Below are 20,416 nucleotides of genomic sequence, written 5' to 3'. Positions count from 1 at the left end.
CACACGCCGCCACGTCTTTCCTTTCCCATTCTTCAAAGGATTTCCCGATGACCTTCGGTATGCAGCCATTGAATCAACCGCCCGGCGCAGGCGGTCTTGCGTTCCTCGCGCCCGTTGCCCTCAATCCGGATGTCGGAATGACCGACGCCGCCGGCATGCCGCTGGTGGAGATTGCCAACGTGGTGAACGTTCGTGCCGACTCGCCGGTGCACCCATGGCGCGTTCCCCGACCATCCCTCGACATCGAGACCATCGGTCGAGATCATCAGCCGCCAGGCAAGCCGGAGCAAGACTTTCGGGCGGCGTTTGCGTCTGCATCCGCGTCCGCGTCCGCGTCCGCGCTCGCGCCGCAAAGCGATGCGACCGACGAGATGCCTTTCGGGACTTTCCTGCCCATGCCCGTGGATCTCGACACCATCGACGTGATCGAAACGTCACTGGCGGACGCCCGGCTGAGTGCCCCCCGCACCGCGCAGCCGGTGCTGTGCGCGGCATCGCTGGCGACGCTTCACGTCTGTGCAAGCGCCCAGAACACGAACACGCGCGTGGCCGCCCTCGAAGGCCGGAATCACCCGGTTGTCATGCCGGACGGGCGCAGCGAGCGCGCTCAGATCTGCCGCGATATCGTCAACGGCTCGTTGCTCGGCACCGACGGCAGAAACGGCACGGTGCCCTTCGACACGAGTCGGGCCGACGTCACGAAGACCGTGGCGGACACCGCACGTCGCTGGACGGGCAAGCCTTTGCTTGCCGGCAAGAAGGAGTGGACGACGGCTTGTCTGATGAATACGCCACCTGAAAAATTCGTGGCTGAGTTGAACGACCGTCTGCACGCGGGAACGCGTCTGTTGCCGCCGCGCGAGAGTACCGAATGGATGCTTCGCGTCGGGTTCTCCGACGGGTTGCCAATGCATCAGGCGTTCGTACGGGGGGATCTGCCGGGCACGGTCGGACTGGGCACGCACGAATGGGTCAAACTGGCCTTGGGCATCGAGCAGTTGGGCGAGCGTCACTGGGATATGCGCCATGTCGAAGTGGTCGATGCCGCCGCCATCCCTGCGACAAACACCAAGGCGTTCACGGCACTGGCGACATCGTTGTCGTCGACGGCGCCGCATATCGCGACACAGCGGCTGCGTAATCAACTGACGATGCGCGGCATTCCGACCGTGCCGGCAGAGGCGACGAGCCGGGCCCCCGTCAACGTCTAAACGTCATCTAAACGCCATCTAGACGTCTTCGAAATGTTAACTGAACGGCAGCTGGGCGTCGCCTGAACCGGCGCGCCCGCGCTCGCGGGAACTCGTCGGCTGTTCGTCCATGCAGCACAAAAAAAACGCGCCCGGTATGACCCGGGCGCGTTTCGCTTTTGCTGTGCATGAATGCCTGTGCAGCATTCTCAGCCGCCGAGCGGCATCAGGTGCGGCGATAGATCTCGGCGCCGCTCTTGACGAACTCGACCGCCTTGACTTCCATGCCTTGCTTGAGCGCAGCTTCGTCGGTGATGCCCTGCTTCGCAGCGTAGTCGCGCACGTCCTGCGTAATCTTCATCGAGCAGAAGTGCGGGCCGCACATCGAGCAGAAGTGAGCCACTTTCGCGGAGTCCTTCGGCAGCGTTTCGTCGTGGAATTCACGCGCCTTGTCCGGATCGAGACCGAGGTTGAACTGGTCCTCCCAACGGAACTCGAAGCGTGCCTTCGACAGCGCATTGTCGCGAATCTGCGACCCAGGGTGACCCTTCGCAAGGTCGGCGGCGTGCGCGGCGAGCTTGTACGTGATAATGCCTTCCTTCACGTCGTCCTTATTGGGCAAGCCCAGGTGTTCCTTCGGCGTGACGTAGCACAGCATGGCGGTGCCGTACCAGCCGATGGTGGCCGCACCAATCCCGGAGGTAATGTGGTCGTAGCCCGGTGCAATGTCGGTGGTCAGTGGTCCAAGGGTGTAGAACGGCGCCTCGTCGCAGTACTCCAGCTGGAGATCCATGTTCTCCTTGATGAGTTGCATCGGGACGTGGCCGGGGCCTTCGATCATCACCTGGACGTCGTGCTTCCAGGCGATCTGCGTGAGTTCGCCGAGCGTCTTGAGTTCGGAGAGCTGCGCTTCGTCGTTGGCGTCGTAAATCGAGCCGGGGCGCAGGCCGTCACCCAGCGAGAAGGCCACGTCGTACGCCTTCATGATTTCGCAGATCTCTTCGAAGTGCGTGTACAGGAAGCTTTCCTTGTGGTGGGCGAGGCACCACTTGGCCATGATCGAGCCGCCGCGGCTGACGATACCCGTCATGCGGTTGGCCGTCATCGGCACGTACGCCAGACGCACGCCGGCGTGAATCGTGAAGTAGTCGACACCTTGCTCGGCCTGCTCGATGAGCGTGTCGCGGAACATTTCCCACGTCAGATCTTCGGCCTTGCCGTTCACCTTTTCGAGCGCCTGATAGATCGGCACCGTGCCGATGGGCACCGGGCTGTTACGCAGAATCCACTCGCGCGTTTCGTGAATGTGCTTGCCGGTCGACAGATCCATGACGGTGTCGCCGCCCCAGCGGATCGCCCACGTCATCTTGTCCACTTCTTCGCCGATCGACGACGTCACGGCCGAATTGCCGATGTTCGCGTTGATCTTCACGAGGAAATTGCGGCCGATGATCATCGGCTCGGATTCCGGGTGGTTGATGTTGTTCGGAATGATGGCGCGGCCGCGCGCGATTTCGTCGCGCACGAATTCCGGCGTGATCTCGGCGGGAATGCTCGCGCCGAAATGTTGACCCGGATGCTGGCGCGAGAGCAGCTTGGCCAGACGCTCGCCTTGCGGGCCGGCATTGCGCACGCTTTCGATGTATTCCTGACGGCGCAGGTTTTCTCGAATGGCGACGTACTCCATTTCGGGCGTGATGATGCCCTGACGTGCGTAGTGCATCTGCGTCACGTTCTTGCCGGCCTTGGCGCGGCGCGGCGTGCGATGCAGGCCGGGGAAGCGCAGATCGGCGGTCGCGCTGTCGTCCGCGCGCTCACGGCCGTAGGCAGAGGACAGGCCCGGCAGGGCTTCGGTGTCGCCGCGCTCTTCAATCCACTTTGCGCGCAGTGCGGGCAGACCGGAGCGGATGTCGATGGTCGCGTTCGGATCCGTGTACGGGCCCGAGCAGTCGTAGACGTAGATCGGCGGGTTCTTTTCGCCGCCGAAGCTCGTCGGCGTGTCGGCTTGCGAGATTTCGCGCATCGGGACCTGAATGTCCGGGCGCGAACCCTGTACGTAAATCTTGCGGGAATTGGGCAGCGGTGCGATCGCGGCTTCGTCCACGCGCGCGTTGGCTGAGAGGAATTTCGGATTGGCGTTCATGCAATGTCTCCTGGCGGGGCACGTGTTGACGCCGACAATTTCGGCGCAAAGCGGCTCAGGAGCATGAACGGGGGCGAGGAATTTCTACGCTCCCTGCGCTGGCATTATCCAGATCAGGTTCTAAGGGTATTTCTCACCCACAACTCACGTTGCAGGACCCCTGCGCTTAGCTTTGCGGCAACGATACACCGACATACCCGGCAAACACAAGCGCGACGTGTCCCGAAAAACGTGAACCGGGGATGGTGCGGTGCGACATGCCAGTCGACGTCGAAGGCCTGTGCCGCCGCAGTTTCACCGCTGCTTCACGCCGCTCCCATGCACCCCCGCTATCGGTATTGCTATCGCGATCGGCGAACGCCTACTGTTGCGCCAGACGAACCTCCCGCTGGAACTCGCGCGGCATCAGACGCAAGGCGTCGCGGAAAAAGCGCCGGTCGGGTGGCGGAAGCATCGGCAGCACGCGGCCAAGGGACTGGGCGGCGTGCAATGCCTGAGGCGAGTCGCCGTCCTGATGCAACGCAAACCACAACATCTCGAACCACAGATTGGCGAGTTGCAGTGGTTCGAAGCGCACGCGTCCCTCTTCGTGGTCGGCCAGTGTCGTCATGATGACGTCTGTCCAGCGCAGAAACCCTTTGGCGCGGGAGAAGGGGGCGCCGAACGGTTGCACCGCATCGAGAAAGGCATCGACGGCCAGCGGCGTGCTCGCGCGCAGGGTCTCAAGATCCGGGTCGCGCCGCACCGGGACCGCGCCGCGTGCGATACGCAACAGAAAGACGGTATTCCAGACCGAATTCCCGCCCACGCCGAAGCGGTCGCAGATCCACTCCGACAGTCCGATCCAGCGCAAGGCCTGACGCTGCACGTCGGCTGCGGCCAGACGCCTGCCGGGGTCGATGAGGGCGCTTTGCCAGAAGAGCCAGAGCGACAGGCCGATGTTCGCGGCAACGTGTTGGGCCAGTTCGATGGAATCGGCCTCGAAGGCGGCTTGCAAGGCGTCGGAAAAGGCGGCCAGTGCATCGGCGGCCGATTGCGCTCGCGCGGGCAGGGGGCCATTGCGCGCGGCGTGCGATTTATGCAGCAACGCTTGCAGATTGCGGCTCTCGAAGCGAATACGCGGGTTATAGACGAGGCACGGGGCGAGCGATGCGTCGTCGCTGATGCGCTGAAGATGCGCCAACGCGCCTGCTTCGTCGCGCAACGCGTAGGCTTGCCAGCCCTGCACGATCCAGTGCATGGCGCGCAGCGTCGGTGAACCGGACGGGGTGGCGCCGAATGTGGCGGCGAGCGTGGCGAGCGTTTGCTTGGTGCGCGGGGCGTCGCCCATGCGCCGCCACACGATTGTCTCCGCGAGCAGCGCAATGCCGCGTTGCACGTCGTCTACCGCGCAGACCTGCGCTGCGTGAAACGACGGAATCGCCCCCGTACGATGCGCACGTCTGACCTCGCCGGGCGACGGGGCGGGCGGCGGCGCGAAGAAGACGCCATCCTGCATGTCGCGCTTGCCCAGTGTCAGGTGATGCCAGAAGGCAATGTCCTGCATGACGTAGTCGAGCGCAGGCGTTTGCGTCTCGGGCGCCGCATCGTGAGGCAGACCCAGAAACGTGGCGATGGCGCGACGCGAATCGGCGAGGGTAGTGCCGCCGATCATGACCTCAATGCGTGACGTCTCATGCGGCGCGAGCCAGAAAGGCCCCTTACCGCGCCCACGTGTGGGGAGCAGGCGCACGTCCATCTGTCGATCGTCGCCCCATCCGACTGCGACGCCCCAGCGCGCAAAGTCCGAAAACGCGCGGCTGATGAGCATTCGCAGGTCGCCCGCAATGGCCGTCTGGCCAAAACGAATTTTCAGCGACGCCAACGAAACGGGGGCGGTTTCGTAGCGCGCCGCGTAGTAGACGCGCATCAGCAACCACAGGCTCTGATAGCGCACAGGGCGGCCATCGATCTTCTGCGGCGCATCGAGGCGCACGACGAGTGTCGGGGCAGCGGCGGCTGTGGGGCCGTCAGGACCATTAGGGCCAGAGGGGCCAGTGGGGGCAGTGGGGGCAGTGGCGGCAGAGCGTGGCGTAGCGGCGGTATCGGACATGGCGTGCAGGGCAATCCAATCGCTCCGGGCGGGCGGACGACGTCCGCACCATCCTCGGCATACTCAGAGGGGCGTGCCGATGATACGGCGGTTACGTCGGTTACGGTAGCGGTGCTTTGCATCTGTTGAAACGCGCACTAAGCTGCAAACGCTTCCGAAAGCGGGCGCCTGGCCAGTGCCATCGATATCCGGACAACGTGTTTGTCATTCATCCAATCAGGACTGCTAAATGAAAACAATAATTTCCCATTGGCGGCGCGTGGCATTCGTGGCGCGTCTGAGCGCTGCGCTCGTCTTGCCGGTCGTCTTCACGACGCCGGCGCACGCAGCCGACGCGGTGAGGACCGCCCCCGTGCACATCACCGAGCGCGCGGATTGGGGCAAGTACTTCGCGGCGGAGAACGTGAAGGGCACGATCATCGTGCTCGATGGCAAGACGCAAACGTATCAGGCGTTCGATTCGGCGCGTGCGGAGCGTCGCGTGTCGCCTGCGTCCACCTACAAGATATTCAACAGCTTGCTGGCGCTCGAATCGGGGGCGCTCAACGACGAGCGGGAGATCATTCCCTGGGATGGCAAGCCGCGTCGTACCAAGGCCTGGAGCGCCGCGATGGACTTGCGCACCGCGTTTCGCGTGTCGTGCCTGCCGTGTTACCAAGTCGTGTCGCACAGGATCGCCCGCGAGTACGCGCAAGCGAAACTCGACACCGTCGGGTACGGCAACCGCACCATCGGTCGTGCGGCCGACGCCTATTGGGTCGACGACAGCTTGCAGATTTCGGCGCGCGAGCAGGTCGATTTCCTGCAACGTCTCGCGCGCGGCACGTTGCCGTTCTCGGCGCGCACGCAGGATATCGTGCGTCAGATCTCGATTGTGGAGGCCAACGCCGACTATGTGCTCCATGGCAAGACGGGCTGGTTCGTGGACAAGAAGCCCGATATCGGCTGGTGGGTCGGCTGGCTGGAGCGCGACGGCAATCTCACGATGGTCGCGCTGAACATGGATATGGGGGCAGATGCCGATGCGCCCAAGCGCGCACGCATCGTGCGCAGTGTGCTCAAGGATCTGCAACTGATCTGACCCTCGCGTGAGGCGGTGCCCAGTGCCCGCCCCGCCTCAGACAGCGTTGGCGAAAGCGTTGGCGAGGGCGTGGATCATCGCGCGGTGCAGACGCCGGTGGCGGTGCAACCGCGCGATGAAAGCCGGGACGACGGATTACAACGTGCGCCCGTGCTTGAGCGCAGCTGCGATCTCCGCCACGTGACGACCTTGCGTCTTCGCGATTTTCAGTTCGTTTTCGCTGGGTTGGCGCGAGCCGTCGGCCGCTGCGAGCGTGGTGGCGCCGTAGGGCGTGCCGCCGGTAATCTCGCCCATGTTGGTCAGGCCCGGCTCACTGTACGGTACGCCGACGATCACCATGCCGTGGTGGAGCAACGTGGTGTGAAAGCTCGTGATCGTCGTTTCCTGTCCGCCGTGCTGCGTGGCGGTGCTGGCGAACACGCTGCCGACCTTGCCGACGAGCGCACCCTTCGCCCAGAGGCCTCCCGTCTGGTCGAGGAAGTTGCGCATCTGTGCTGTCATGTTGCCGAAGCGTGTGGGGGTGCCGAAGATGATCGCGTCGTATTCGGTCAGTTGATCCACGCGCGCGACGGGCACGTTCGCGAACGCGGCGCGGGCGGCCTTGGCGCCGCTTTTTTCCAGGACGTCGTCGGGCACGAGTTCGGGGACTTGCATGACAGTGACTTCGGCGCTGGCGACGCTGCGTGCGCCTTCGGCAACCGCTTCGGCCATCTTGTAGATGTGCCCGTACATGCTATAGAACACCACCAGGATCTTGGCGTTGGCCATGTGAATCTCCTTAGGGGTCGAGAGGAGCCTGCGTCGCGGGCAGACGACCGCGCAAGGCAAGCTGTTCCATCATAGTCGACTCGTGTGACGAGACCCGGAACCCGGCGTGCGAAACCGGGAAACGAAAGCGAGGCGCCAGGCGGTGTGCCGGGGATTCAGCGCAAGCGCGACCCGATGAGGCAACCGAGCGCAAGCGCGGCCATCAGCACCGTCACGCTCGCCGACACGCCGCCGGCCAGCGCCAGGCCGGTCGCCGCCAGACCATGCGCCATGACCGCGGCCGGTACGAGCAATACCGCGCTCACCACACACCATCGCATGACGTAACGCCACATGAAGCGACTCACGATTTGCATACGCGCGTCGAGTTGATGCCGCTGCCAGAAAGACAGATCGGCCGCCGCGTGGAAGAGCCACAGCGGGCTGAAGTATTTGATGAACAAGTCCATGACGCCGTACCGGAAACACAATGCCCGCAGGGCGCGGGCATGGCGTCGAGGCATGAGGGCGGTGCGGGAGCCCGACAGCGTAGTCAGCGTAGTCGGCGCGGTCAGCGCAGTCATGCACTTCGGGGGGAGTCGACGCCCTCGTATTGTAGCAGGCGCTCACTCACTTTGTGGGCGATCCTTGTGCGGCGGTGAGCTGTTGGATCAATTCCCAGACCGATTGTGCGGCGGGGGAGAGCGTTCGATTCTTGCGGCGCACGAGCATGATGGTGCGATCGATCTGGGGCATCAGCGGCAAGGCGACGAGCCTGCCGCCGGGGGCCTTGAGTCCAGGCATGGCGGGCAATGCCAGTGCCGGCATGATACTGATACCGATACCTGCCTCGACCATGCGAAAGACGGTGATCGCGTGCCCGACCTCCTGCGCGATCTGACAATACGCGCCATGTTCGGCCAGCGCCCGGTCGATCAACGGCCGGCTGCCGGACGCATAGTCCAGCAGCACCAGTTTCTCGCCATTGAGTTCCTTCCATGTCACGTGCGCCTGCTTCGCAAAGCGATGTGAGCGGTCGCACACCACGAGAAACGGCTCGACCATGATGGGCTCGCCGACCAGATCGTCCATGCCTTCCGAGGCGACGATCACACCGAAATCGACTTCACCGTGGCGCACGCTGTCGGCCGCCAGCGTCTGGACCTGGTCGCGCAGCATGAGCGTGATGTCCGGATAACGCGCCGCGCAGGCGGAAATGCACTCGGGCATCAGATTCGCGGAGATGGTCGGCGCGCTGGCGACGCGTACGCGACCGCGACGCTCCTCGGCCAGGCCATGGGTATCGCGCAGGGCGCTCTCCAGTTCATCGAGCACGCGGGCGAGGGTGGCGGAGAGGCTGGCGCCCACTTCGGTGAGCGTGACCTCGCGGGTCGTCCGGTCCACCAGCTTGAGACCGAGTTCTTGCTCTAGCTCCCGGATACAGCGGCTGACCGCCGGCTGCGTCAGTCCAATATCCTCGCCGGCCCGGCTGAAACTGCCGTGCGCGGCCACTGCGAGGAACACTTTGAGCTGCCGGAGCGAAATATTCATGCGTCTTTGGTATGAATAAAATTTTTAAATGAATTTGTATTTTAACTACCCTTGCGCTCTAATACGTAAAAACCCGTAGCGCGAGCGCACACTTCCGGTCACCTTCCTGTCCTGAAATTCGGTAGGTGACCCCGCTGACGGCCTTGCCGCCGTCGCATCCCGTGTTCTGGCGGACGGGCTTTGGCATTTTTGGACGTATTCGAGACAGTATTTGAGATAGACGATGGCCAGACCGCGTTTCCTTCCCGACAATTTCACGTTGATGCTCATCGCCACAGTGGTGCTGGCGAGCTTCCTGCCGGCGCATGGCGAGGGCGAAGTGGCCTTCAACCTGCTGACCAACGTGGCGATTGCCGCTTTGTTCTTCCTGCACGGCGCGAAGCTCTCGCGTGAGGCGGTGCTTGCCGGCGCCACGCACTGGCGTTTGCACCTGCTGGTGTTCGCCAGCACGTTCGTCGTCTTCCCGATCGTGGGCGTGGCGCTCAAGCCGGTGCTCTCGTGGATGGTGACGCCCGAGCTGTACCTGGGTGTCCTGTTCCTTTGCACGCTGCCGGCGACCGTGCAGTCGGCCATCGCTTTCACGTCGATGGCGCGTGGCAACGTGCCGGCGGCCGTATGCAGCGCTTCGGCGTCGAGCCTGTTCGGCATCTTCATCACACCGGTGCTCGTCGGCCTGATCGTCGTGCATCACGACGGTAACAGCGGCGCTTCGCCGTTCGACTCGATCGGCAACATCATGTTGCAGCTGCTGGTGCCGTTCATCGCCGGCCAGCTCTCGCGCAAGGCGATCGGCAAGTGGGTCGAGCGCAATCGCGGGCTGCTCAAGGTCGTCGACCAGGGGTCGATTCTGCTGGTGGTCTACACCGCGTTCAGCGAAGCCGTGAACACCGGCCTGTGGCACCAGATTCCGCCGCTGGCGCTGCTGGGCCTGTTGGGATGCTGCGCAGTCATTCTGGCGCTCATGCTGGCGATCACGACGTATTCGGCCCGCTGGCTGGGTTTTTCGCGCGAAGACGAGATCACCATCGTCTTTTGCGGCTCGAAGAAGAGTCTGGCCAGTGGTATCCCGATGGCCAAGGTGCTGTTCGCGACCGGGCCGCTGGGCGCCATCGTCCTGCCGCTCATGTTGTTTCATCAGATGCAACTGATGGTGTGCGCGGTGCTCGCGCAACGCTATGCCAACCGTCAGCGCACGGCGCAAGGGGGGCAGGCGGGCAAAGGGGCAAAGCAAGCGAAAGCCACGGCCAGCAAGGCCGCAACCGACGCCAAGCCCGCCAAGTCCGACAGCAACAGCGCCAACGCCGGCGCAGGTCGCTGAGCGCTCATTCGTTGCGCGTCGGCCCGAGCCACGGCCCGTCCAGGGCCGTTGTCACACGCCGGTCGTGCGCAAGTGCTAGAATTGCGTCTGTTTCGCTTCTTGACGACCACCCCGGTCCGGCGGCGCCCGACGCATCTGTCACCCGACAGGCCCCTCTCGCGCCAGCCCCGAGCATGGCGCGCAGCGCCCCTTGAATCTTCGCGAGTGAGCTTTGATGCGGAAACCCTTCCGCGTGGCGGCCCCCGTTTTTTTAAAAGAGATGTCCCTTCATCATGGCTGATGTAAATGCTGTTCCGACCCCCGGCTTCGATAGCTTTGGGCTGCATGCGGACATCTTGCGCGCCATTGCCGAGCAGGGCTACACCCAACCGACGCCGATTCAGGCACAGGCCATTCCGGTCGTGCTGTCCGGTCGCGATGTCATGGGTGCAGCGCAAACGGGGACCGGCAAGACCGCCAGCTTCTCGCTGCCGATCATTCAGCGCCTGCTGCCCGACGCCAATACGAGTGCATCGCCCGCGCGCCACCCGGTGCGTGCGCTGATCCTCACGCCGACGCGCGAACTCGCCGACCAGGTCGCCGACAACGTGCGTCTGTATGCGACCCACACGCCCCTGCGCAATACGGTGGTGTTCGGTGGCGTCGACATGAACCCGCAAAAGGATGCCCTGCGACGCGGCGTCGAGATTCTCATCGCCACGCCGGGCCGTCTGCTCGACCACGTCGAGCAGAAGACGGTGAACCTGAGCCAGGTGAAGATGCTGGTGCTCGACGAAGCCGACCGCATGCTGGACATGGGTTTCCTGCCCGATCTTCAGCGAATTCTGAATCTGCTGCCCAAGCAGCGTCAGACGCTGCTCTTCTCGGCAACGTTCTCGAACGAAATCAAGAAGCTCGCATCGAGCTACCTCACGAACCCGGTCACGATCGAAGTGGCGCGTCGCAATGCGACGGCCGATACGGTCGAGCAGGTCGTCTACGAAGTGGACGAAGACGACAAGCGTGCCGCCGTGGTGCAGATTCTTAACGAGCGCGACCTCAAGCAGGTCATCGTGTTCGTCAACAGCAAGATTGGCGCTAGCCGCCTGGCACGCCAGTTGGAGCGCGACGGTGTCGTCACCGCCGCCATTCACGGCGACAAGTCGCAGAACGAGCGCATGCAGGCGCTCGAAGCGTTCAAGCAAGGCAACATTCGTGCGCTGGTCGCGACCGATGTGGCGGCGCGCGGACTCGATATCTCGGATTTGCCCGGCGTGATCAACTACGATCTGCCGTATAACGCCGAAGACTATGTGCACCGTATCGGCCGCACGGGCCGTGCCGGCGCGTCGGGCGTTGCCCTGTCGCTGTGCGCGCCGGACGAGCGCAAGCAACTCGTGGAAATCGAGAAGCTGATCAAGCGCGAACTCAAGCGTGGTCAAATGGCGCTGGAGCGTCGCAGCCGGTCGCGTGACGATCGGAGCGATCGCTACGAACGCGGTGACCGTGCCGAGCGCGGTGAGCGCAGCGAGCGCCATGGCCGCTCCGACGGTCTGCGCGTCGGTCGCAGCGGCGGCGCTTCCCTGCCGCGTCGCGTGCGTCCGGAAGACGAGTTCTTCTACAAGCCGTATGAGCCGTCGCCGTCGGCGGGCGAGTCGCAGCGCGACACGCGCGCGTCGCTCGATGCCGGAGCGCCTGGCGCATTCGGTGCACCATCTGAGAAGGCGCCGAAGCGTCAGGTTGCCGCCTTGCTCGCCGGGTTTCCCCGCAAAGCCGGTTAAGACCGGACCGACCTCGCGGTAGCGTCGCTTCAGATCGACGAAGTCAAACCGACGAAGTCACATCGACGAAAGAAGAAGCCAGCGTTTTGACGCTGGCTTTTTTTGTGGCCCGTGCAACGGGGGAGTGGCGCGTTCAGCGTCCGAAACGTTCACGCCACGCTTGTGTGGCGGCGGCATAAAAGTCGTCGCGATGGGCGATGTCGCGCAGCGCTCCCGGCAGTCCGAGATGGGACGCCGCGTCCTTGAGCGCGGTGAGGACTGCCGCCGGGGTGTCCAGCGACAAAGGGGCGGCGCCATTCTGCTTGCTGAGCTTCTCGCCGTCGTTCGCTGTGACCAGCGGCACATGCAGGTAACGCGGCGTCGGAGCGCCGAGACAGGCCTGGAGATACATCTGGCGGGCCGTCGAATCGAGCAGATCGGCGCCGCGCACGACATCGGTAATGCCCTGCAACTGATCGTCGACGACGACCGCCAACTGGTACGCCCACTGCCCGTCCGCCCGCTTGAGCACGAAATCGCCGACTTCCGTCGCCAGATCTTGCGATTGCGGCCCCATCCAGCGGTCGTCGAAGTGCATTAGCGCGGCGTCGCCGTCGGGCACGCGCAGGCGCCAGGCACGCGCGGTCTTGCCGTGCAAGCCGTCGCGGCAGGTCCCCGGATAAGCGAGCGTGCTGTGACGCGCATGGACGCGCGTGAGGGAGTCGGCAATTTCGCGACGTGTGCATCCGCACGGATAGACGCATCCGCGCGCGGTGAGTGAGGCGAGAGCGTGCTCGTAGAATGGGTGACGTTGGCTTTGCCAGACGACCGCTTCGTCCGAATGCAGGCCGAGGCGGGCAAGCGTGGCGAGAATATCGTCGGCGGCGCCTGCCACGCAACGCGGTTCGTCGAGATCTTCCATGCGCACGATCCACACACCATCGTGCGCGCGCGCGTCCAGCCAACTGGCCAGCGCAGTGACGAGCGAGCCGCGATGCAGCGGCCCGGTCGGCGAGGGCGCGAAGCGCCCGCGATAGCGGCGTGCGGGCGGCGGGGCGTCCGCGCGCAAAGCGCAAGGGGAACGGCGATTGCCTTGCACCGTGGCCCGTCCTAACTGCGCTCAGGCAGCCGGTGTTGCGCTGACGTCACGCGAGACGGCGGTCGCCTGAGCGCCTCCCACGCATGCCGGGCACTGCTTGCCTTCGATGTAGTCGGGGCTGCGCTGTTCCTCGGCCGTCACGACGGCACGGCACGCAAAGCACTGTCGGGTCGCCGACGGCGCCAGTTCGGGCGTGAGCGCGGTACGGTAGTCGAACACGAAGCAGTCGCCCTGATAGTGCGCGCCGCCCACGTCCTCGAAGTACTTGAGAATGCCGCCATCGAGCTGATACGTATGTTCGAGCCCGATGTCGCGCATGTAGATCGCCGCCTTTTCGCAACGAATGCCGCCCGTGCAGAACGACACAATGGTCTTGCCCTCGAAGTCTGCGCGATGTGCGGCGATGACGTCAGGGAATTCCGAGAATTTCGTAAGACGGTAGTCGATCGCGTTGTCGAACGTGCCCACATCGACTTCGAAGTCGTTGCGCGTGTCGAGCATCACGACCGGACGACCCTCGTCGTCCTGACCGGCATCGAGCCAGCGCTTGAGCGTGGCCGGGTCGACCCCCGGCGCGCGTCCGTCTGCCGGCTTGATGACCGGCATCTTCATCGTGATGATTTCCTTTTTCTGACGCACGAGCATGCGCCGGAACGGCTGGTCGTCCGAAAGGCTTTCCTTGACTTCGAGGTCGGCGAACCGGACATCGGCGCGCAGGTGGCGCAGAAAGCCGTCGATGGCCTCGCGCGAGCCCGCCAGAAACAGGTTGATGCCTTCCGGCGCGAGCAGAATGGTGCCCTTCAGGTCGAGCGCCTGACAGCGTTCGAGCAGGGCCGGACGCAGGGTCGCGATGTCGTCGAGCGTGACGAACTTGTACGCAGCGATATTGACGATGGACATGGCAACGGGATTTCGCAAAAGCGTGAAGCAATAAACCGCCATTATCGCCGATTCGGTACCGGTTCGTGCTTGATTCAGGACAAAGTCGACCGGATGCACGAATGCACCTGTCGCGCCGTGTCCATCCTGCCGCTGCCGGCGTGCCGCCCGCATGGCGCTTCGTTCAGTGCGCTCGGGTCATGGCACCCGGCTCATCGTGCATACACGCCAAGCCGCGGGCTCAGCCTGGCGGCGTACCCGATATCGCGCAACTCGCCCATGACCCGGCTCAGGTCGTCGAGACTATTGGCCGTCAACGGCTCGCGCTGGCCGGGCACGAAGAATATCGGGGCATCGGCGATCGAGAAGCCGGGAGAGAACGGGTTGCCATTCTCCGCGTTGTGCCAGAAGAGCTTGCCACCCTGGTAACCGTCCTGAACCACGGCGGCGTTCAGCGCATCGACGACGGTGCGATGAAATAGCGGAATGTTGCCCATATTGGGGTCCTCGGGCCGGATTGTGTCGGCAGCCACGGCTCTCAGATACTGGGCCGCGAGATTGGGCGAGGGCGGCTTCGGCCCGGCCACGACGTGCGGCTGCACGGGCATCGGCGCCTGATCGACATCGCGCTGCCAGCGCGGGAACAGGCAGAACAGGTCGTAGTCGGCGGTAATCGGCAGCGCACTGGCCGCCAGTGTCTTGTCCCTGGCGAAGCCATCGGGTAGCTCGGGGGGATTGGTCAGAACCTGGACGGGGCGGCCGTCAGGATCGAGCACATCTAGCGTGTGAAGCGCCACGGCCCCATTCGGTCCGACGGGTTGTCGCGACGACGCGAGCGAGAAATCGATCCGTCCGGCGGGGAATTCGGCGGCGTAGCGCATACCGCCCGTGTGCGTCATGGCGCCGAGCGAGATCAGCTCCGTCACCCGATCCGGGCTGAGTCGCAGATCGACGGCTTTGGCGCCCGCCTTCAACGCGCTGGCAACGGATTTCGCCTGCTTTTCCCACTGCCGGACATCGACCTTGGCGTACTTCGGTTCGATAGGCACGAAACCGGCCGTCGGTCCCTTGTCGCTCGATTTCGCTTTGACGTGGAAGTTCTTGGTGGGAAAACCGTCGCGCAGCAACGACTGGCCGAGGGAATTCGGGCGACGCAAGCCGATCACGACCTTGTAAAGGTTGGCCACGCGCTGAATGGATTCGCTGAACAGCGGCATCGACGTGACGTTGCGGTGAGCGGCGGATGTTCTGATCGCCCTGGCCGCGCACGCACCGGCCATGCTCACTGCTACGTCTGCGTCATGGTTTTCGGATACCGGACGCGACCTCGCATGAGGCGCGCGGAGATTACTCGCGTGGACCATGGTGCGGCGCAGACTGTCGAGCACAGGATGGCCGAGGCGCCATGCGTGCAGATCGATGTCTTTATCGGTGTCGCTTTCATTGCGGCAATCGATGCCGGGGCGGCGCTCGCAGGCGTCGCCCCCACGGTTATCGGTGCTGTGGTCGCTGCCGTAACCTGAATCGACGCGCACACGTGGCGCGACGGCTGTCGATTTATCGGCCGATTCATTTGTCGCTTCATTCGTCGCCTCGCCCATCGAGTCCGCCATCGATTCCTTCGCCGAGTTGTCCTCGCGCATCGATGAAACCCTGGCTGAAGCGTCCGGCGATACCGGTGGGCGGGATGACGAACCGGCGGGCGTGGTGGGCGCCGCGTTCGGCGCCGTCATCGGCATCGACGTCCAGCGATGAGATATTTGCATGTTGAGCCCCGTATAGGATCTTGCCGGTCTGGCGTGTTGTGTGTGAGCGGCGCGTCGCCGCGTTTTCCGACTGGCGCGAAAGTCTGCGCGAGCGCGAGTACGGACGATTCCCGGATTCGCTCATGCGCTGCGCCGATCCGGAGGCTGTGCGGGCAACGAGAAGACCATCGAACCGGGGAGGCCGCGTTACAATACGGCCCATGTCAGAACCTCGCTTCGTCCACCTCCGTCTCCACTCCGAATACTCGATCGCCGATGGCATCGTGCGGCTCGACGACGTCGTCAAGGCCGCCGCCAAGGACGGTCAGGGCGCGCTCGCGCTCACCGACCTGGCGAACATGTTCGGGGCCATCCGTTTCTACAAGGAAGCTCGCGGCAAGGGTGTCAAGCCGATCATCGGCTGCGACGCCTGGATCACGAATCCCGCCGATCGCGACAAGCCCTCGCGATTGCTGCTGCTCGCGCGTGACCGGCAAGGCTATCTGAACCTGTGCCAGTTGCTCTCGAAGGCATGGCTGACCAACCAGTACCGCGGTCGGGCGGAGATCGAGTCGTCGTGGCTTGCCGCTGACGGTCTCGCACGCGGCCTGCTGGCGCTGTCCGGCGCGCAGATGGGCGACGTGGGGGCGGCGTTGGCCGCCGGTAACCCCGATCTGGCGTTGCAATGCGCGAAACACTGGGCGAGCGTGTTCCCCGGTGCGTTCTACATCGAGCTGCAACGCACCGGCCAGCAGGGCATGGAATCGTATGTCCAGCAGGCGGTGCAGTTGGCGGCAAAGGCCGGTCTGCCGGTCGTCGCCACGCATCCGATCCAGTTCATGACGGCCGACGACTTCACCGCGCACGAAGCGCGCGTGTGTATTTCGGAAGGCGAGATGCTCGGCAACGCCCGGCGCGTGCGCCGTTTTACGCAGGACCAGAGCTTCCGCACGCAGGACGACATGATCGCCGCGTTCGAGGATGTGCCGTCCGCGATTGCCAATACCGTTGAAATTGCCAAGCGCTGCAATCTGACGCTGGAACTCGGCAAGCCGAAGCTGCCGCTGTTCCCGACACCGGACGGCATGTCGCTCGACGACTACCTCGTGCAGTTGTCCAAGGAGGGCCTGGAGACACGCCTCGCGCTGCTGTTCCCGGACGAGGCCGAGCGTGACAAGCAGCGGCCCGAGTATTACAAGCGTCTGGACTTCGAGACCGGCACGATCATCAAGATGGGCTTCCCCGGCTACTTCCTGATCGTGGCCGACTTCATTCAGTGGGCAAAGAACAATGGCGTGCCGGTCGGTCCGGGCCGGGGCTCGGGCGCCGGTTCGCTCGTTGCCTACGCGCTGGGCATTACCGACCTCGACCCGCTCAAGTACAACCTGCTGTTCGAGCGATTCCTGAACCCGGAACGCGTCTCGATGCCCGACTTCGATATCGACTTCTGTCAGGACGGTCGCGATCGCGTCATTCAGTACGTGAAGGACAAATACGGCGCGGACGCCGTCTCGCAGATCGCCACCTTCGGATCGATGGCGGCGAAGGCGGCCGTGCGCGACGTGGGGCGTGTGCTCGATCTCGGCTACAACTTTGTCGACGGCATCTCCAAGCTGATCCCGTTCAAGCCGGGCAAGCACGTCACCATCGAGGACGCCCTCAAGGAAGAACCCCAACTCGCCGAGCGCTACCAGACGGAAGACGAGGTCAAGCAGCTCATCGAGCTGGCGCAGCGCGTGGAAGGGCTCACGCGTAACGTCGGCATGCACGCGGGTGGCGTGCTGATCGCCCCGGGCAAGCTCACCGACTTCTGCCCGCTCTACACGCAAGGCAGTGGCGAAGACGCCAGCGGCGTGGTGAGCCAGTACGACAAGGACGACGTGGAAGCGGTCGGCCTCGTGAAGTTCGACTTTCTTGGCCTGACGACCCTCACGATCCTGAATTGGGCCGAGCGCTACATCAAGCGCCTGCACCCGGAGATGGCGGACTGGTCGCTCGATCAGGTCTCGCTCACCGATCCGGCAGCGTTCAGCATTCTGAAGAAGGCCAACACGGTTGCGGTGTTCCAGCTGGAAAGCCGAGGCATGCAGGGCATGCTCAAAGACGCTCAGCCCGACCGCTTCGAGGACATCATCGCGCTGGTGGCGTTGTATCGTCCGGGCCCGATGGACCTGATTCCGAGTTTCTGCGCGCGTAAGCACGGCCGCGAAAAGACGGAATACCCGGATCCGCGCGTCGAGCCGGTGCTCCAGGAGACCTACGGCATCATGGTCTACCAGGAGCAGGTGATGCAGATGGCGCAGATCATCGGCGGTTATTCGCTCGGTGGCGCCGACTTGCTGCGTCGTGCGATGGGTAAGAAGAAGGCCGAGGAAATGGCCGAGCACCGGGAGATTTTCGCCAAGGGTGCCGCTGAGAATGGACTCACGCGCGAAAAGTCGGACGAAATCTTCGACTTGATGGAAAAGTTCGCGGGCTACGGCTTCAACAAGTCGCACGCCGCCGCGTATGCGCTGCTCGCCTACTACACCGCATGGCTCAAGGCGCACCATCCCGCCGAATTCATGGCCGCCAACATGAGCTTGGCCATGGACGACACGGACAAGGTCAAGATCCTCTACGAAGATTGTCTGTCGCCGGCCAACGGACTCGGCGTGCTGCCCCCGGACGTCAATGTCTCGGCCTATCGGTTCGAACCGGCAGACTCGAAGACGGTGCGCTACGGTCTGGGCGCGATCAAGGGCAGCGGCCAGTCGGCCATCGAGGAAATCCTTCGCGCGCGTGAGGACAAGCCGTTCACCGACCTGTTCGACTTCTGCGCGCGTATCGACCGTCGCGTGGTGAATCGCCGCACGATCGAAGCCCTGATCCGTGCCGGTGCGTTCGATTCCATTCACCCGAACCGGGCGCAGTTGATGGCGTCCGTGCCGATGGCGATGGAAGCGGCCGATCAGGCGAGTGCCGCTGCCAACCAGGTCAGCCTGTTCGACCTTGGCGATGAAAGCCTGCAAGCGCCGCTCGAACTGGCGGACGTGCCGGCGTGGACCGACAAGCGCAAGTTGCAGGAAGAGAAGCAGGCGCTCGGTTTCTACCTGTCGGGCCACATGTTCGATTCGTACGCGGAAGAGGTTCGCCGTTTCGTGCGCACGCGTATTCGCGACCTGTCCGAAGGTCGCGACCGGCTCGTGGCCGGCGTGATCTCCAGCATGCGCACCATGATGACGCAGCGCGGGAAGATGCTGATCGTGCAGTTGGACGACGGCACGGGCACGCTCGAAGTGACGATCTTCAACGAACAGTTCGAAGCGAACAAGCATCTGTTCAAGGAAGACGAACTCCTGATCGTGCATGGCAATGCGCGCCCCGACAGCTTTACGGGCGGGCTGCGCTTCACGGTGGAGAGCCTGATGGATCTCGGCCGGGCGCGGGCGCGATACGCGCGGGCGCTCAAGCTGTCGTTCAACGGCAACGCGGACTGGAACCGTCTGCGCGCCACGCTTCAGCCGCACTGCACGATGTACCGTGTCGCAGCGATGGCCGGGGCGGGCGGCGGCGGCTTCAATGGTGGCGGTGGCGGTGGCGGTGGCGGCAATGGCGGCGGCGGTTTCGGTCGACGCAATGGCAATGGCGATGGCGACGCAGACAAGCAGACCGGCTTGCCCGTGCACATCGTGTATCGCCGCCCCGACGCCGAGTGCGAGTCCCGTCTCGGCGACGACTGGAAGGTCCAGCCCGGCGATGAATTGCTCGGCGAGCTTCGCCAGTGGCTCACGACCGGCTCGGTGCAGGTCATCTATTGATGCATTGGGGCATGGGGCATGGCGCATTGAGCGGATGAGCGCACGCGATGACGCCGTTCGCCCTCCGCTCTCTGTCATTGGCCGCCCGCCGTACATGGCACGAAGCTCGACGTTCGACACAATAAGGAATTCCGGATGTTCTCCATCATCGTTCCGACCTGGAACAACCTCGCCTTGCTGCAGCTTTGCGTGCGCAGCATTCGCCAGAATTCGCGCCATGCGCATCAGATCATCGTGCATGTCAACGACGGGTCGGACGGTTCGCTCGACTGGGTCAGGGCCGAGGGCATCGAGCATACGGCGTCGCCCGACAACATCGGTATCTGCTACGCGGTGAATCAGGCAGCGGCGCTCGCGCGCGAGAAGTACATCGTCTATCTCAATGACGACATGTACTGTTGCCCCGGCTGGGACACAGCGCTGATCGAACGCGCCGAAGCCCAGCCCGACAAGGCGTTCATGCTCTCGGGCACGATGATCGAGCCGGTCGATACGGGGAACCCGTGTGTGCTGGTGCATGACTTCGGACGCGACGCCGACAAGTTCGATGAGGCAGGATTGCTCGCGGCGGTGCCGACCTACAACAAACCCGACTGGTTCGGTGCGACCTGGCCGCCGACGCTCGTGCACCGCGACTGGTGGTTCCTCGTTGGCGGCTACAGCACTGAACTGAGCCCGGGCATGAGCAGCGACAACGACTTCTCGATGAAGATGTGGGCGGCAGGCGCGCGACGCTTCGTCGGCGTTGGTGCGAGCCTTGTCTATCACTTCCAGTGCAAGAGCACGGGCAAGGTCGTGAAGAACGACGGGCGCACGCAGTTCCTGCGCAAGTGGGGTATCACGCAGTCGATCTTCGACCGCTACTACCTGCGTCGCGGCTCAGCGGTGCCGGTGGGCAGCGATGGCCGTCTGGGCGAACCGGTCGAAGACAGCAAGCTGCGCTGGCAGTTGTTCCGCTCGCGCATCAAGCGCGCGCTGGCGAAGTAGGGTAGTGCGTCGGCTGACTGACGCTCAATGAAGAACGGACGCCCA

At 64.0% G+C, this 20,416-nt stretch carries 14 protein-coding genes and 1 riboswitch; of the genes, 6 read left to right on the top strand and 8 right to left on the bottom strand.

The annotated features are described in order from the left end of the window. Window positions 1-47 precede the first annotated feature (47 nt). The gene (locus PCA31118_RS20365; RefSeq protein ID WP_150626881.1) at window positions 48-1,211 is read left to right on the top strand and encodes a hypothetical protein; all 1,164 of its coding nucleotides are present in this window, start codon (window positions 48-50) and stop codon (window positions 1,209-1,211) included. Between the two features lie 205 nt (window positions 1,212-1,416). Here PCA31118_RS20365 and thiC read toward each other — a convergent pair whose 3' ends face one another. Both thiC and PCA31118_RS20355 read right to left on the bottom strand, forming a co-directional pair. Next, on the bottom strand, window positions 1,417-3,333 hold the full coding sequence (gene thiC, locus PCA31118_RS20360; RefSeq protein ID WP_044456788.1) for a phosphomethylpyrimidine synthase ThiC: 1,917 nt from the start codon (window positions 3,331-3,333) through the stop codon (window positions 1,417-1,419). Between the two features lie 73 nt (window positions 3,334-3,406). Next, window positions 3,407-3,505, bottom strand: a riboswitch (TPP riboswitch). Window positions 3,506-3,694: 189 nt separating this feature from the next. Then, a complete protein-coding gene (locus tag PCA31118_RS20355; RefSeq protein WP_150626880.1) occupies window positions 3,695-5,425 on the bottom strand; it encodes a hypothetical protein in 1,731 nt (576 codons plus the stop codon). Between the two features lie 229 nt (window positions 5,426-5,654). Here PCA31118_RS20355 and blaOXA point away from each other — a divergent pair, with 229 nt between their 5' ends. Then, window positions 5,655-6,506 (top strand): OXA-62 family carbapenem-hydrolyzing class D beta-lactamase, encoded by an 852-nt coding sequence (blaOXA, locus tag PCA31118_RS20350; RefSeq protein WP_150626879.1) that lies wholly within the window; start codon window positions 5,655-5,657, stop codon window positions 6,504-6,506. A gap of 135 nt (window positions 6,507-6,641) precedes the next feature. On the opposite strand, the gene wrbA is transcribed toward blaOXA, so the two are convergent. From wrbA to PCA31118_RS20335, 3 genes are all read right to left on the bottom strand, one after another. Next, complete coding sequence (wrbA, locus tag PCA31118_RS20345; RefSeq protein ID WP_150626878.1) at window positions 6,642-7,274, bottom strand: NAD(P)H:quinone oxidoreductase; 633 nt, start codon at window positions 7,272-7,274, stop codon at window positions 6,642-6,644. A gap of 155 nt (window positions 7,275-7,429) precedes the next feature. Further along, a complete protein-coding gene (locus PCA31118_RS20340; protein WP_150626877.1) occupies window positions 7,430-7,837 on the bottom strand; it encodes a hypothetical protein in 408 nt (135 codons plus the stop codon). Window positions 7,838-7,883: 46 nt separating this feature from the next. Beyond that, entirely contained in the window at window positions 7,884-8,804 is a 921-nt protein-coding gene (locus PCA31118_RS20335) for a LysR family transcriptional regulator (protein WP_150626876.1), read from the bottom strand. Window positions 8,805-9,027: 223 nt separating this feature from the next. On the opposite strand from PCA31118_RS20335, the gene PCA31118_RS20330 reads away from it, so the two are divergent. Next, complete coding sequence (locus tag PCA31118_RS20330) at window positions 9,028-10,122, top strand: bile acid:sodium symporter family protein (protein ID WP_174990545.1); 1,095 nt, start codon at window positions 9,028-9,030, stop codon at window positions 10,120-10,122. 272 nt (window positions 10,123-10,394) lie between these two features. Further along, entirely contained in the window at window positions 10,395-11,882 is a 1,488-nt protein-coding gene (locus tag PCA31118_RS20325; RefSeq protein ID WP_150626875.1) for a DEAD/DEAH box helicase, read from the top strand. Window positions 11,883-12,015: 133 nt separating this feature from the next. Here the strand turns inward: PCA31118_RS20325 and gluQRS are convergent, their stop codons facing one another. The 3 genes from gluQRS to PCA31118_RS20310 form a co-directional block, all read right to left on the bottom strand. After that, window positions 12,016-12,930, bottom strand: a complete 915-nt coding sequence (gene gluQRS / locus PCA31118_RS20320; RefSeq protein ID WP_150626927.1) for a tRNA glutamyl-Q(34) synthetase GluQRS — start codon at window positions 12,928-12,930, stop codon at window positions 12,016-12,018. A 51-nt stretch (window positions 12,931-12,981) separates the two neighbouring features. Beyond that, window positions 12,982-13,860, bottom strand: coding sequence for a sulfurtransferase (locus PCA31118_RS20315; RefSeq protein ID WP_150626874.1), 879 nt, complete (start codon window positions 13,858-13,860; stop codon window positions 12,982-12,984). 191 nt (window positions 13,861-14,051) lie between these two features. Then, entirely contained in the window at window positions 14,052-15,605 is a 1,554-nt protein-coding gene (locus PCA31118_RS20310) for an anthrax toxin-like adenylyl cyclase domain-containing protein (RefSeq protein ID WP_150626873.1), read from the bottom strand. 191 nt (window positions 15,606-15,796) lie between these two features. On the opposite strand from PCA31118_RS20310, the gene dnaE reads away from it, so the two are divergent. After that, a complete protein-coding gene (gene dnaE / locus PCA31118_RS20305; protein ID WP_150626926.1) occupies window positions 15,797-19,384 on the top strand; it encodes a DNA polymerase III subunit alpha in 3,588 nt (1,195 codons plus the stop codon). Window positions 19,385-19,519: 135 nt separating this feature from the next. After that, entirely contained in the window at window positions 19,520-20,371 is an 852-nt protein-coding gene (locus tag PCA31118_RS20300) for a glycosyltransferase family 2 protein (protein WP_150626872.1), read from the top strand. Window positions 20,372-20,416: the final 45 nt, after the last annotated feature.

Source organism: Pandoraea captiosa, from assembly GCF_902459775.1.
GTDB classification, from domain to species: domain Bacteria; phylum Pseudomonadota; class Gammaproteobacteria; order Burkholderiales; family Burkholderiaceae; genus Pandoraea; species Pandoraea captiosa.
This window is presented reverse-complemented; position numbering and strand designations above follow the sequence as displayed.

What these genes read in the sequence shown, in the direction of transcription:
- PCA31118_RS20365 (WP_150626881.1), top strand. Translation starts at nt 48, where the DNA reads ATGACCTTCGGTATGCAGCCATTGAATCAACCGCCCGGCGCAGGCGGT.
- thiC (WP_044456788.1), bottom strand. Translation starts at nt 3,333, where the DNA reads ATGAACGCCAATCCGAAATTCCTCTCAGCCAACGCGCGCGTGGACGAA.
- PCA31118_RS20355 (WP_150626880.1), bottom strand. Translation starts at nt 5,425, where the DNA reads ATGTCCGATACCGCCGCTACGCCACGCTCTGCCGCCACTGCCCCCACT.
- blaOXA (WP_150626879.1), top strand. Translation starts at nt 5,655, where the DNA reads ATGAAAACAATAATTTCCCATTGGCGGCGCGTGGCATTCGTGGCGCGT.
- wrbA (WP_150626878.1), bottom strand. Translation starts at nt 7,274, where the DNA reads ATGGCCAACGCCAAGATCCTGGTGGTGTTCTATAGCATGTACGGGCAC.
- PCA31118_RS20340 (WP_150626877.1), bottom strand. Translation starts at nt 7,837, where the DNA reads ATGACTGCGCTGACCGCGCCGACTACGCTGACTACGCTGTCGGGCTCC.
- PCA31118_RS20335 (WP_150626876.1), bottom strand. Translation starts at nt 8,804, where the DNA reads ATGAATATTTCGCTCCGGCAGCTCAAAGTGTTCCTCGCAGTGGCCGCG.
- PCA31118_RS20330 (WP_174990545.1), top strand. Translation starts at nt 9,028, where the DNA reads ATGGCCAGACCGCGTTTCCTTCCCGACAATTTCACGTTGATGCTCATC.
- PCA31118_RS20325 (WP_150626875.1), top strand. Translation starts at nt 10,395, where the DNA reads ATGGCTGATGTAAATGCTGTTCCGACCCCCGGCTTCGATAGCTTTGGG.
- PCA31118_RS20315 (WP_150626874.1), bottom strand. Translation starts at nt 13,860, where the DNA reads ATGTCCATCGTCAATATCGCTGCGTACAAGTTCGTCACGCTCGACGAC.
- PCA31118_RS20310 (WP_150626873.1), bottom strand. Translation starts at nt 15,605, where the DNA reads ATGCAAATATCTCATCGCTGGACGTCGATGCCGATGACGGCGCCGAAC.
- PCA31118_RS20300 (WP_150626872.1), top strand. Translation starts at nt 19,520, where the DNA reads ATGTTCTCCATCATCGTTCCGACCTGGAACAACCTCGCCTTGCTGCAG.